10 protein-coding genes are annotated in these 11,797 nt (G+C 64.6%); 7 read left to right on the top strand and 3 right to left on the bottom strand.

Going from position 1 to position 11,797, the window contains the following annotated elements; genetic code table 11:
* Window positions 1–110: 110 nt before the first annotated feature.
* The 4 genes from gspJ to PSTU_RS0112475 are packed head-to-tail and all read left to right on the top strand — an operon-like array spanning window position 111 to window position 3,462.
* Window positions 111–827, top strand: a complete 717-nt coding sequence (gene gspJ, locus PSTU_RS0112490) for a type II secretion system minor pseudopilin GspJ (protein ID WP_019341370.1) — start codon at window positions 111–113, stop codon at window positions 825–827.
* The gene (gspK, locus tag PSTU_RS0112485) at window positions 824–1,807 is read left to right on the top strand and encodes a type II secretion system minor pseudopilin GspK (RefSeq protein WP_019341369.1); all 984 of its coding nucleotides are present in this window, start codon (window positions 824–826) and stop codon (window positions 1,805–1,807) included. The genes gspJ and gspK overlap by 4 nt, the downstream gene beginning before the upstream one ends.
* Before the next feature lie 3 nt (window positions 1,808–1,810).
* Window positions 1,811–2,953: a type II secretion system protein GspL gene (gene gspL / locus PSTU_RS0112480; protein ID WP_019341368.1), complete on the top strand. Its 1,143-nt coding sequence runs from the start codon at window positions 1,811–1,813 to the stop codon at window positions 2,951–2,953.
* A complete protein-coding gene (locus tag PSTU_RS0112475) occupies window positions 2,950–3,462 on the top strand; it encodes a type II secretion system protein M (protein ID WP_019341367.1) in 513 nt (170 codons plus the stop codon). The genes gspL and PSTU_RS0112475 overlap by 4 nt, the downstream gene beginning before the upstream one ends.
* Window positions 3,463–3,522: 60 nt before the next feature.
* Here the strand turns inward: PSTU_RS0112475 and PSTU_RS0112470 are convergent, their stop codons facing one another.
* From PSTU_RS0112470 to PSTU_RS0112460, 3 genes are all read right to left on the bottom strand, one after another.
* Window positions 3,523–4,926 carry an aminoacyl-tRNA deacylase and HDOD domain-containing protein gene (locus tag PSTU_RS0112470; protein ID WP_019341366.1) on the bottom strand — a complete coding sequence of 468 codons (1,404 nt, stop codon included), beginning with the start codon at window positions 4,924–4,926 and terminating at the stop codon, window positions 3,523–3,525.
* A 77-nt stretch (window positions 4,927–5,003) separates the two neighbouring features.
* Window positions 5,004–7,079, bottom strand: a complete 2,076-nt coding sequence (recG, locus tag PSTU_RS0112465; protein ID WP_019341365.1) for an ATP-dependent DNA helicase RecG — start codon at window positions 7,077–7,079, stop codon at window positions 5,004–5,006.
* 4 nt (window positions 7,080–7,083) lie between these two features.
* A complete protein-coding gene (locus tag PSTU_RS0112460; protein WP_019341364.1) occupies window positions 7,084–8,004 on the bottom strand; it encodes a hydrogen peroxide-inducible genes activator in 921 nt (306 codons plus the stop codon).
* Window positions 8,005–8,171: 167 nt separating this feature from the next.
* Here PSTU_RS0112460 and PSTU_RS0112455 point away from each other — a divergent pair, with 167 nt between their 5' ends.
* The 3 genes from PSTU_RS0112455 (at window position 8,172) to PSTU_RS0112445 (ending at window position 11,598) form a co-directional block, all read left to right on the top strand.
* Window positions 8,172–9,032, top strand: a complete 861-nt coding sequence (locus tag PSTU_RS0112455; RefSeq protein ID WP_019341363.1) for an oxidoreductase — start codon at window positions 8,172–8,174, stop codon at window positions 9,030–9,032.
* Between the two features lie 680 nt (window positions 9,033–9,712).
* Complete coding sequence (locus tag PSTU_RS0112450) at window positions 9,713–10,885, top strand: zinc-dependent alcohol dehydrogenase (RefSeq protein ID WP_019341362.1); 1,173 nt, start codon at window positions 9,713–9,715, stop codon at window positions 10,883–10,885.
* Window positions 10,886–11,073: 188 nt separating this feature from the next.
* Window positions 11,074–11,598 (top strand): hypothetical protein, encoded by a 525-nt coding sequence (locus tag PSTU_RS0112445; protein ID WP_019341361.1) that lies wholly within the window; start codon window positions 11,074–11,076, stop codon window positions 11,596–11,598.
* The last annotated feature ends 199 nt before the right edge of the window (window positions 11,599–11,797 follow it).

Below are 11,797 nucleotides of genomic sequence, written 5' to 3'. Positions count from 1 at the left end.
CTGCGTATTCGCGTCTGGGTCGCTGCCGCCGAGCAGCGGCGCGGCGGCGCGACCGGCTCTATCGAAGAGCGCGCGGTGACCAGCCTCACGGGCTTCGCTGGCGTTGACCCATGACGATCCGCACGCGTCGCGCCATGGCAGGCTTCACGCTGCTCGAATTGCTGATCGCCATCGCGCTGTTCGCGTTGTTGGGTCTGGCCACCTATCGCATGCTTGAAGCGGTGATGCGCAGCGACGAAGTGGTACGTGCGCAGGAGGTCCAGCTGCGTGAACTCGGTCGTGCGATGTGGAGCCTGGAACGGGACCTCACTCAGGCCATGCCGCGACCGGTGCGCGACGGCTACGGCGACGAACAGAATGCGTTCATCGGCCAGATGGCCGGCTCCGAGGACGGCGTATCGCTGGAGCTGACCCGCAGCGGTTGGCGAAACCCCACCGGCATGCGCCGGGCCAACCTGCAGCGGGTGCGCTGGCGACTGGCTGGCGACAGGCTGGAGCGGGTCTATTGGGTGGTGCTCGACCGCGATGTCGACAGCGAGCCACGGGTGCAGCCCGTGCTCGACAACGTGCAGGCGCTGCGGCTGCGCTATCTGGACGCGGAGAACACCTGGCACGAGGAATGGCCACCGTTCGATTTCGGTCGCGGTAATCCGGAGGAACAGGCGCGGCGGTTGCCGCTTGCCGTGGAGGTCTCGGTCGACCACCAGCGTTACGGCACCATCACCCGCCTGCTGCGGTTGCCGGACGGCCCGACCCCGGCACCGCAATTCATCCAGCCCGACTCCCAGGGCGTGCCGGAGCCCGGCGGCGTGGGAGAAATGCAATGAAAGCGCAGCGCGGCGTCGCGCTGATCACGGTGCTGCTAGTGGTCGCCATCGTCACGGTGATCTGCGCCGGAATGATTGCGCGTCAGCAGTTGTCGATCCGGGGCACCGGCAACCAGCTGCAGGCACGCCAGGCCTGGCATTTCGCACTGGGCGGGGAGGCGCTGGCGCAGACCCTGCTGCGCCGCGATCTGCAGCTGTCCGGCCAGGGCACAGGGCAACCGGCGGTCGATCATCTGCTGGAACCCTGGGCGCTGCCGCAACCGGCTTACGATCTCGATGACGGACAGGGGCAGGTTCAGGTACGCATCGAGGATCTGGCCGGGCGCTTCAATCTCAACAGCCTGGTGCAGGAGCAGCAGCCCAACGCGGCAGCCCTTGCCCAGTTTCGCCGGTTGCTGCTGCGCCTGCAGATCACCGAGCCCTATGGCGAGCGGCTGGTGGACTGGATCGACAGCGACCAGCAACCCAGCGGCGAGTTTGGTGCGGAGGACAATGCCTATCTGCTGCTTGATCCGCCCTATCGTACGGCGGGCAGGCGACTTGAGGATCTGTCCGAGCTGCGTCTGCTGCTCGGCATGCGCGACGAGGATTTTCAGCGACTGGCGCCGTACGTCAGCGTGCTGCCGGCTGATACACCGCTGAACATCAACACGGCCAGTGCCATGGTGTTGTCCAGCCTCGCCGACAGCCTCAGCCCCAGCGCCGCCGAGTCGCTGGTGAAAGCGCGGCAGGCCACCCCGTTTCGCGACACGGCCACGTTCATGGCGCAACCGGCGCTCAGCGGTGTCCAACTTCAAGGCACCAATATCGCGGTGACCAGTCAATTCTTCCAGGCCATCAGCGAGGTGCGCCTGGCGGACCGCCGCCTGGCGCTGGTGAGTCGCTTGCGGCGTGAGGAAAACGGCGATGTCCGCGTGCTGCAGCGCAACCTGGGACAGCCGCCACGGCTGCCCCGACCAACCAATGACGGAGATCGATAGCCGATGGACTGCCTGTTTCTGCCCGCCGATTGCGGCGCCCGGATCGACCGCGACACCCGCGTCTACTGGCTGCCGGGCGAAGGTGACGACGGCTGGATGCCGCTGGCCAATGTCATCGAACGGGCCCCGGCGGCGGTGACCCTGTTGCTGCCGGCCGAGGTCTGTAGCTCCTTTGCGGTCAATCTGCCGACCCGCAAGGCGCGCTGGGTTAATCAGGCGCTGGCCTATGCGGTGGAAGAACTGCTCGCCGAGAATGTCGATGACCTGCACCTGACTCATGGCGATGCGCTGGAAGATGGGCGGCGGCGGGTCATCGCCATCCGCCGGCAGTTGCTGGCCAACTGGTTGGAGGATCTCAAGGCGCTCGGCCTGACCATTGTCGCGATTCATGTCGATGCCGACCTGTTGCCACGCGACGGCACCCAGCTGCTGTTCATCGACGGCCGCGCGTTGCTCGGCGGCAGCCCGGAAGCCCGGCTGGCCTTCGACAGTTCGCAATGGCCGCACCTGGCCAGCCAGTGCCCCGCGCCCCATCACGGGCACGGAACCCTGAACGCAGCGCCGGCGCCGCTGGACGACTACCAGCAGCTTGACCAGCCGTACCGGTTCCTCGCCTCGGGACGCGCCGCTGCGCTCAACCTGGCCCAGGGCGACTTTGCCATCCATGCCGCGGGTAGCGGGCTCGGCCAGTGGAAGCCGGTCATGGTCGTGCTGGCGCTGGTGTTGGCCGTGCAGTTGGTGTTCAACCTGGTCCAGGCCTGGACCTTGGAAAGTCAGGCCGAGCGCTATGCCGACGCGAGTCGCGCGCTCTATACCGAGCTGTTTCCCGAGGACCGACGCATCGTCAATTTGCGTGCGCAATTCGACGCACATATCGGCCAGAGCGCCGGTGCGTCGGCAGAATTCATGCGCTTGCTGAACGAAGTGTCGCTGGCCCTGGCCGAGGGCATTCCTGTGTCGATCGGGCAGCTTGATTTCAACCAGGCCCGTGGTGACCTGGCCCTGCAGGTGCGCGCCAGCGATTTCGCCGCGTTGGAGCAGCTGCGTCAGCGTCTGGGCGAGACCGGGGAAAGTGTTCAGCTGGGCTCCGCCAGCAGGGACGGCGATGCGGTCAGCGCGCGCGTAGTCATAGGAGGTCAGGGATGAACTTGAGACAACAGATGCGCGTGCGCCTGGCCGAATCGCCTCTGTGGCTGCGCTGGCAACGTTTGCAACCCCGTGAGCGCCTGTCGCTTAGCTTGCTCGGCGCCTTTTTGCTGGTGGTGCTGTTCTACCTGTTGCTTTGGGCGCCTGCACAGCAGCGCGCACGCGATGCCCGGGATTACTTCCAGCAACAGCGCGAGTTGCATGCTTATCTCGAGCAGAACACCGAGCTGGCGCGGCAGATGTCGCGCAGTAACCCGGTTTCACTGGCGCCGGAGCAGCTGCAGGGGTTGGTAACGCAAAGTGCGCAGCAGAGCGGCCTGACCATCGAGAGCTTCGATTTCGGCAATGACGGCAGCCTGCAGGTCACGCTTCCCGGCGCATCCTACGGCGCGCTGTTGCGCTGGTTCGATGAGCTGCAAACCGCAGGCGCGAGCCTCGCCGAGGTCAGCATCAGCCAGGTCGGGGAGGGGCTGGTCGACGCGCGGGTGAGCTTCCGCGCGAACGGCTGACCGCCGCACAACGGCGGCGTTAGGCAGGCAGCAGCGCCGCGGTAGGCGCCGCTGCCAGGGTCACTGCGAGGGATGCAGCTGCATCGCCAGGGCACGGAGCGCGGCTTCGGCGTCGAGCACCTTGTTTACCACGTCGTGTGCCTTGTCACGGCTCAGCCCGAGGCGATCGAACAGATCCTGCGGAATCTCGCTGTAGGGGCCGGAGCCGATGCCGCGGTTACGTAGCAGCCGGACTGCCAGGCAGACCAAGTTGGCATGCCCGGCATGCTCGCCCTGATAGTGAGGGTCATGTTGGAAGCGCAGTGCCGTCGACAGCTCGTCAGGCATCCCCCAGTAGCGCATTAGCCACGCGCCGATCTGCTCACGGGTGATGCCCAGCAGATGCTGTTCGATCACGCTGTGATTCAGATGCGGGTTGACCTCCAGGTGTCGGCAGATCAGCGAGAAATGCGGCGGAAAGACGTGCGCGAGGACCAGATAGCCGAAGTTGTGCAGTAACCCGGCCAGATAGCTGATACCCGCCTCGGGTCGCTGGGTGCGCGGGATGGCGCGGTTCAACCCTTCGATCACCGCTGCGGTATAGATCGACTGCTGCCAGTAGGGCGTGGCCTGCTGGGGCTGGTCCTTGGGCAGGCTCAGGCTTTTGCCCAGTGCAAGTCCCAGCGCCAGGTTAATCACCAGATCGAAGCCGAGCACCCGCACGATGGCATCTTCCACCGAGCGGATCTTGCCGGGCGCGGCGTAGTAGGGCGAAGCGGCCCAGCTGACCACTTGCGCGGCCAATGCCGGGTCGGTCTCGACCACGCCGGTGATGTCATCCACCGTGGCCTCGGGGTCGACACGCAGTTTGATGATCTTCTGCGCCGTCTGTGCCAGCGGGGGAATCTCGATGGTTTCCTCCAGCCGCTTCTGGATGCGCCGGGCGGTGAAGCTTTGCACCGCCTTGGTGATGTCCGCGCTGTCCTCTTCAGGACGGTCAAGGTTCGGCTGGATGGTAATCAGCGGAACGGCAAACTGGCCGGCGCTGGCTTTGCTGAGCAACTGTTTGAAATCATGGCTGGCCATTTCCAGAAGCAGGCCGGGCTGACCGCTGTCGATGAACAGCGCAGGTTGCTGCAGCAGCCGCTCTTCATACAGGCAGGGTGAACTGGTCAGTGGCGGCAGCCCTGGCAGGACCTGCAGGCTGTGCTTGGAAAGCATGCGTGACAGGCGATCCGGCTTGACCGCCAACAGCTGACGCCCGGTGAGCTCACCCACGCGGGAAAGGTCAAGCAGGTGGTCGCGCGGGAAGAGCACCAGCAACGCACCGATGGCATCGTCGACCAGTACCGCTTGTATGCGCTGCGCGGGGTCCAGCTCTGGGCTATCGTCGCGTGTCCGGTAGGGCAGCGCCAGCTTGTCCAGAAGCTGGACGATAAGCGCGGGTGGCGAAATTGAAGTTGTTGTGTCGACAGCCGAGTTCATGAGCAAGTGATCCGTCTTATTCCCATGCGGCGCAGTATAGCCGCATGATTAGTACGGTTTGGGTTTACCGACGAGTGTCAGACTTGCCCGTATTGCTGGCCATGGCGCAGCCAGCGTTCCAGCAAGGGACTTACATGCTGCGGCCAATGTTCAAGAAGCGCCTGCGCAGCATCGCGTACGGCCGGCAGCAGATCGGCGTCGCGCATCAGGTCGGCGACCTTGAATTGCAAGAGGCCGGTCTGCCGGGTGCCGAGCATTTCGCCGGGGCCACGTAGCTCCAGATCCTTTTCCGCGATGATGAAGCCGTCGCAGGTTTCGCGCATGATCCCCAGCCGTTCGCGGCCGATCTGCGAAAGCGGCGGGTGATAGAGCAATACGCAATGGCTGGCTGCGCTGCCCCGGCCAACCCGCCCGCGCAACTGGTGCAACTGGGCGAGGCCCAGGCGCTCGGGGTTCTCGATGATCATCAGGCTGGCGTTGGGCACGTCGACGCCCACTTCGATCACCGTAGTCGCCACCAGCAGTTGCAGCCGGCCTTTCTTGAATTCGGCCATCACCGCGGCTTTTTCGGCTGGCTTCATGCGGCCATGAATCAACCCTACATTGAGCCCGCCGAGCGCCGCTGACAGGTCCTCGAACGTGGTTTCGGCGGCCTGGCAGGTGAGCTCCTCGGACTCTTCGATCAGGGTGCAGACCCAGTAGGCCTGGCGACCCTCATTGCAGGCCGAGCGCACCCGCTCGATCACTTCCATTCTCCGGCTGTCCGCCACCAGCACGGTATTCACCGGGGTACGGCCGGGCGGCAATTCATCGAGGATCGAGGTATCCAGATCGGCATAGGCGCTCATCGCCAGGGTCCGCGGAATGGGCGTGGCAGTCATGATCAGCTGGTGCGGACACAACCGGCCATCGACGCCCTTGCGGCGCAGGGCCAGGCGCTGCTGCACGCCGAAACGGTGTTGCTCATCGATGATCACCAGGGCCAGGCGGCGGAACTGCACTTCATCCTGAAACAGCGCGTGGGTGCCGACCACCATCGGGCAGCCAGCGGCGATGCGCTCCAGCGCGGCTGTACGCGCCTTGCCCTTGAGTTTGCCGGCCAGCCAGGCGACTTCGATGCCGAGCGGCTCGAGCCATTTGCAGAAGGTGATGAAGTGCTGCTCGGCGAGAATTTCGGTCGGTGCCATGAGCGCCACCTGATAACCAGCCTCCAGCGCCTGCAGCGCGGCCAACGCAGCGACCACGGTTTTGCCAGCACCGACATCGCCTTGCACCAGGCGTAGCATCGGCTCGTCCTGGGCGAGGTCATAGGCAATTTCGGCGCCGACCCGCTGTTGCGCGCCGGTGGGTTGAAAGCCGAGGTTGTGCAGGTAACGTTGCGGCAGGCTGCGCGCCGTTGGCAAGGGTGGCGCATGTTGGGCACGAACGCTTTCCCGCAGCCGCTGCAGCGACAATTGGTGGGTCAGCAGTTCCTCGAACGCCAGGCGATGCTGTGCCCAGTGACGACCCTCGGCGAGCTCTTCGAGATCAGCATCCGGGGGTGGCCGGTGCAGGTAGCGAATGGCCTCGTCCAATGGTGCCAGTCGATAATCGCGTGCGAGCTCGTCGGGCAACCAGTCGGGCAGGCTGTGCGGGCCGAGCCGAGCCAGCGCCTGTTGGGTGAGCTGCCGCAGACGCTGCTGGGTCAGGCCTTCGGTGGTTGGATAGATGGGGGTCAACGTCTGCTCGACGGCTACCGGCTCGCTGTCGGTCAGCGCGCGGTATTCGGGATGGTAGATCTCCAGACCCGAGGCGCCCGGTCGGGCCTCGCCATAGCAGCGCACCTGGGTGCCGCGCTTGAGGGCTTCTTTTTGTGCCTGGCTGAAATGGTAGAAGCGCAGGCTGAGGCTGCCGCTGCCATCGTGCAGGCGCACCAGCAGGCTGCGCCGCCGGCCCATCACCACATCGGCGCCGGTGACGGTGCCTTCGACTACCGCATCCTGTCCGGGCCGCAGCGCGCCGATGGGTACGATGCGGGTACGGTCCTGGTAGCGCAGTGGCAGATGAAACAGCAGGTCCTGCAGGGTTTCCAGACCGACCTTGGCGAGCTTTTCGGCCAGGGCTGCGCCGACGCCCTTGATTGCAGTCACCGGGACTGCCGCCAGCTCGCTCATGGCATCAGGCTTTGTCGGCGGGCGGTTTCGCCACCGAGCACAGGCGGATGGAGTCGGCCAGCACCTCGATCGCTCGTGGGCGAGGGAAGCTGGCGCGCCAGGCAATGGCCACGGTGCGGAACGGCACGGGTGGCGTCAGCGGACGGATATCCAGCACACCGGCCGAATAGTGATGACTGTCGACGGCGGACAGCGGCAGGATCGAAACGCCCAGCCCCGAGGCGACCATGTGGCGGATGGTCTCCAGCGACGAGGATTCAACCGTGGTGTGGCTCGGGGCCTCGCCCTTGCGGGTGGTCGGGCAGGCTTCGAGCACCTGATCGCGGAAGCAGTGGCCTTCACCCAGCAGTAGCAGGCTCTTGTCGTTGAGCATCTCGCTGTCGATGGTGTCCTTTTTCGACCACGGATGGTTTGCCGGCATCAGCACGTAGAACGGCTCGTCATACAGCGGCAGCGTCAGCACGTCCGCTTCCTGGAACGGTAGGGCGATGATGATCGCGTCCAGCTCGCCGGTGCGCAGTTTGTCGCGCAGCACGTGGGTGAAGTTTTCCTCGATATACAGCGGCATGTCCGGCGCCACGCGGTGCAGCTGCGGGATCAGGTGCGGGAACATGTAAGGGCCGACGGTATAGATGGCGCCGACCTTGAGCGGCGCCGCCAGCTGATTCTTGCCCGCCTGGGCCAGCTCGCGAATGCTTTGCGCCTGTTCGAGTACCTTCTGTGCCTGGGTGACGATGCCTTCACCGACTGGGGTCAGCCGCACCGCGCTCTTGGTCCGCTCGAAGATCAGCACGCCGAGCTCGTCCTCGAGCTTTTTTACGCCCACCGAGAGGGTTGGCTGGCTGACGTGACACCGTTCGGCGGCGCGGCCGAAGTGTGATTCCTGGGCGAGCGTGACGATATAGCGCAGTTCGGTCAGAGTCATAGGGTTATTCCATCAGGGTGCGGGCTAGCATAGCCTTTGCTCGTGTTCGAACCAACTGGCCAGCAGCCGTTCCCTTATTAAGTGATCAGTGTGAATCCTGCTGACAGCAGTACACTCATGAAAGGCGGGCCGAATCGATGGTCCGCATCGGTTAAGGAGCAACCGTCATGGCATCTCGACCCTCTGTAATGATCGCCGGCTGCGGCGATGTCGGTATTCGCCTCGGCCTGCGGCTGAGCCGCGCGGGCTGGACGGTATACGGCCTGCGCCGTCAGGCCGCTAGCCTGCCGGTACCGATCCTGCCAGTACGTGGAGACCTCACCTCGAGCGCGGTCCCGCGTGGCTGGCCCAATGGCAATCTGGACTACCTGGTCTATGCCGCCTCGGCCAGTCAGCACGACGAACCCGGTTACCGGCAGGCCTATGTCGATGGCCTGCGCAACGCGCTTGGCTGGCTGGAGCAGCGGGGCCAGCGGCCGAAGCGCGTGTTCTTTCTTTCCAGCACCGGTGTCTACGCGCAGAGCGGTGGCGAGTGGATTGATGAAGCCTCGGCCACTGAGCCCAACGGCTACACCGGCCAGGTGATGCTCGAGGCCGAACAGCTGGCGCTTGGCTGCGGGCTTCCGGTGACGCGGGTGCGCATGGCCGGGTTGTATGACCCGGTGCGACCGTGGATGCAGAACCAGGTGCGCGCGGGGTTGCGGGTCGAACGCGATCCGCCGCAATACAGCAACCGTATCCATCGCGACGATGCGGCTGCACTCCTGGCCTGTCTGCTGCAGACCGATCTGAATGGAGGCGATCTGGAAGATTGCTATCTGGGGGTCGACGATGATCCGGCGCCGCTGCACGAAGTGGTCGACTGGCTGCGCGAGCGGCTGGGCGTTACCCAATGGGCCGAGCAGACAATGACCCGCCGCGCTGGTAGCAAGCGCTGCAGCAACGCGCGGGCGCGGGCGCTTGGGTGGGTGCCGCAATATCCCAGCTATCGCAACGGCTATGCCTCCGTTCGGCCGGGCAAGGGCTGAGAGAGCGCCCGCATCTCGGTCGCGGCGGCTTGGGAGCGCTGCTCGACATGGCATTCGAACCGCGCCCGCCCTTTTCGCGAGCAAGCTCGCGCCTACAGCCGGCTCTGGTGTGCTCTTGGGGCGACGGCTGCTCCCATCCCAGCACTGACCTCAATTTTTCGCGGCGCTAAATGCGGCGGGGCAGCAGCATTGAGCGTCGCGCCTGCTTTGTAGGCATGGGCTGCTTCGCTGCGGTGCTTTTCGTGGGAGCGGTCTCGACCGCGAACGAAGTGATGCACCGATGCGGGTTCGTTGTCATTTCCGCGGTATCGGGCCGTGACGCTTCGGGCCGTGACGCTTGCTACTTGGTCAGGCGATTCGCTCGTGCGGTTTGACCATTCATTTTCGCAGTCGAGGCCGCTCCCACAGGCCCGAGGTCGTTCGGCGTCGATCCAGCGGCGCAAAGCGTCCAGCCTTCATCTCGACGCCGCCTCATGCATGACAGCCCGTCGGCGATTCGCCGCATTGCGCTGGATTCAGGCAACTCTGCCGCAGCCGCGCTTACTAAAAATCTGATAGCGCGCACGCCGTAGCTCTGCCGCATGGCAGCAATCGGACCAGGAGCAGCTGCCGCCCAGCGGCGAAACATCAGGAAGAAACACCACGGCGGCGTTCCAGACACCCGACCAGGAGATTTTTCCATGAGAGCGCTTCGCTGGCACGGCAAGCACGATATCCGCTGCGATAACCACGTCCCGGACCCCTCAATCGAAGACCCGCGCGACGCCATCATCAAGGTCAGCTCCTGCGCCATCTGCGGCTCTGACCTTCACCTCTACGACGGCTTCATGCCGGGCATGAAGCACGGCGACATCGTCGGTCACGAGTTCATGGGCGAGGTCATGGAAGTCGGCTCCGCGAACAAGAAGCTCAAGGTTGGCGACCGTGTTGTGGTGCCTTTCACCATCGTTTGCGGCGAATGCGACCAGTGTCGGCGCGGCAACTTCTCGGTCTGCGAGCGCACCAACCGCAACAAGGACATCGCTGACAAGGTCTTCGGCCACACCACCGCCGGTCTGTACGGCTACACCCATCTCACCGGCGGCTATGCCGGCGGCCAGGCGGAATACGTGCGCGTGCCCTATGCCGATGTCGGTCCCGTGGTGATCCCCAATGGTCTGACTGACGAGCAGGTATTGTTCCTCGGTGACATTCTGCCCACCGGCTGGCAGGCCGCGGCGCAATGCGACATACAGCCCACCGACACTGTTGCTATCTGGGGCGCGGGGCCGGTCGGCCAGTTCGCCATTCGCAGCGCGGTGATGATGGGCGCCGAGCAGGTCATCTGTATCGACAACGTGCCCGAGCGGCTGTCCATGGCCCGCGCCGGCGGCGCCATCACCATCAACTTCGATGAGGAAAGCGTGCTCGAACGTCTCAAGGAGCTGACCCGTGGCAAGGGCCCGGAGAAGTGCATCGACTCGGTTGGGATGGAGGCACACGCGGCGCGCTCGATCGATTCCATGTACGACCGCGCCAAGCAGGCGCTGATGCTCGAGAGCGATCGGCCGCACGTGCTGCGCGAGATGATCTACGTCTGCCGTCCGGCCGGCATCATCTCGATTCCAGGCGTATACGGCGGGCTGATCGACAAGATCCCGTTCGGCGCAGCAATGAACAAGGGGCTGACCTTCCGCATGGGGCAGACCCACGTCAATCGCTGGACCGATGACCTGCTCAAGCGTATCCAGGAAGGTCAGATCGATCCGTCATTCGTCATCACTCACAGCGTCAGCCTCGAGCAGGGGCCGGAGATGTACAAGACCTTCCGCGACAAGCATGACGGCTGCATCAAGGTCGTTCTCAAACCCTGAGCCAGACCCTGTGAACACACCGCGCTCGGCCATGCTGCGTTGAAGACAGGCTAATAAAGAGCCTATTTACGGCTCGTGAACCCCGCTTTTTTAGCCTGTCTTCGCCCCGCCTGATCTGCGTTCGCTACGTTTTCACAGAGTCCGCTGCAGTTGTCTCGCTATTCAGACGGCGTCCTGAGGAGAGATTCATGAGCGTTCCACATCGAGTAACCCGTACCAATCATTCCGCCCGTTCACTCGCGCGTAGCCTCGGCTGGTTCAGCATCGGGCTGGGCGTTGCGCAGTTGGCCATGCCCGGCAAGCTGGCGCGCTTTCTTGGCGTGCCCGGGCACGAGGGGCTGATTCGCGCCTGCGGCGCCCGCGAAGTGGCAGCCGGTATCGGCCTGCTGCTGAGCGATGATCCCAAACCCTGGATCTACGGCCGCATCGGCGGTGACGTGCTGGATCTGGCCGGGCTCGGCCTGAGCATTGAAAACGGCACCGAGCAGGTCAACGCAGCCATCGCCGCAGGTGCTGTGGCCGGCATCACCGCACTGGATATTTCCTGTGCCAAGGGCTTGGCGAGCGAAAACCAGTTGGTGACCGAGTGGGATTACAGCGACCGCAGTGGCTTCCCGCAGGGCGCCGATGCTATGCGAGGGCGCGTCGAGGCGGAGTTTGCGGCGGGGCGGGCGGAGCCGAATGGGTACAGCCCGTCGACAATGCTGCATTGATGTGGGCTGTGGATCGCCCATTGTCAAGGGGGCGGATGGGCGTCCGCCATCGATGACCGAACTTTCTGATAGCGCAGCTTCGCTGGAAGCTCGCGGTCAAGACCGCTCCCACATCGCTGTGCCGCGCGCATGGCATCAGTGCAGGGCCCGCCGAAGGCTGTCTCGACCGCGAATGAAGCAAGCGCTGGCCCCGTGGGGG

Source organism: Stutzerimonas stutzeri SDM-LAC, from assembly GCF_000235745.1.
Lineage (GTDB): Bacteria > Pseudomonadota > Gammaproteobacteria > Pseudomonadales > Pseudomonadaceae > Stutzerimonas > Stutzerimonas stutzeri_H.
The sequence above is the reverse complement of the archived record's forward strand: the minus strand, read 5'-3'. Positions and strand labels throughout refer to the sequence as shown.

Excerpts from the sequence above, each read along its gene's own strand:
- PSTU_RS0112450 (WP_019341362.1), top strand. The coding sequence starts at position 9,713 with ATGAGAGCGCTTCGCTGGCACGGCAAGCACGATATCCGCTGCGATAAC.
- PSTU_RS0112470 (WP_019341366.1), bottom strand. The coding sequence starts at position 4,926 with ATGAACTCGGCTGTCGACACAACAACTTCAATTTCGCCACCCGCGCTT.
- PSTU_RS0112455 (WP_019341363.1), top strand. The coding sequence starts at position 8,172 with ATGGCATCTCGACCCTCTGTAATGATCGCCGGCTGCGGCGATGTCGGT.
- gspL (WP_019341368.1), top strand. The coding sequence starts at position 1,811 with ATGGACTGCCTGTTTCTGCCCGCCGATTGCGGCGCCCGGATCGACCGC.
- recG (WP_019341365.1), bottom strand. The coding sequence starts at position 7,079 with ATGAGCGAGCTGGCGGCAGTCCCGGTGACTGCAATCAAGGGCGTCGGC.
- PSTU_RS0112475 (WP_019341367.1), top strand. The coding sequence starts at position 2,950 with ATGAACTTGAGACAACAGATGCGCGTGCGCCTGGCCGAATCGCCTCTG.
- PSTU_RS0112460 (WP_019341364.1), bottom strand. The coding sequence starts at position 8,004 with ATGACTCTGACCGAACTGCGCTATATCGTCACGCTCGCCCAGGAATCA.
- gspK (WP_019341369.1), top strand. The coding sequence starts at position 824 with ATGAAAGCGCAGCGCGGCGTCGCGCTGATCACGGTGCTGCTAGTGGTC.
- gspJ (WP_019341370.1), top strand. The coding sequence starts at position 111 with ATGACGATCCGCACGCGTCGCGCCATGGCAGGCTTCACGCTGCTCGAA.
- PSTU_RS0112445 (WP_019341361.1), top strand. The coding sequence starts at position 11,074 with ATGAGCGTTCCACATCGAGTAACCCGTACCAATCATTCCGCCCGTTCA.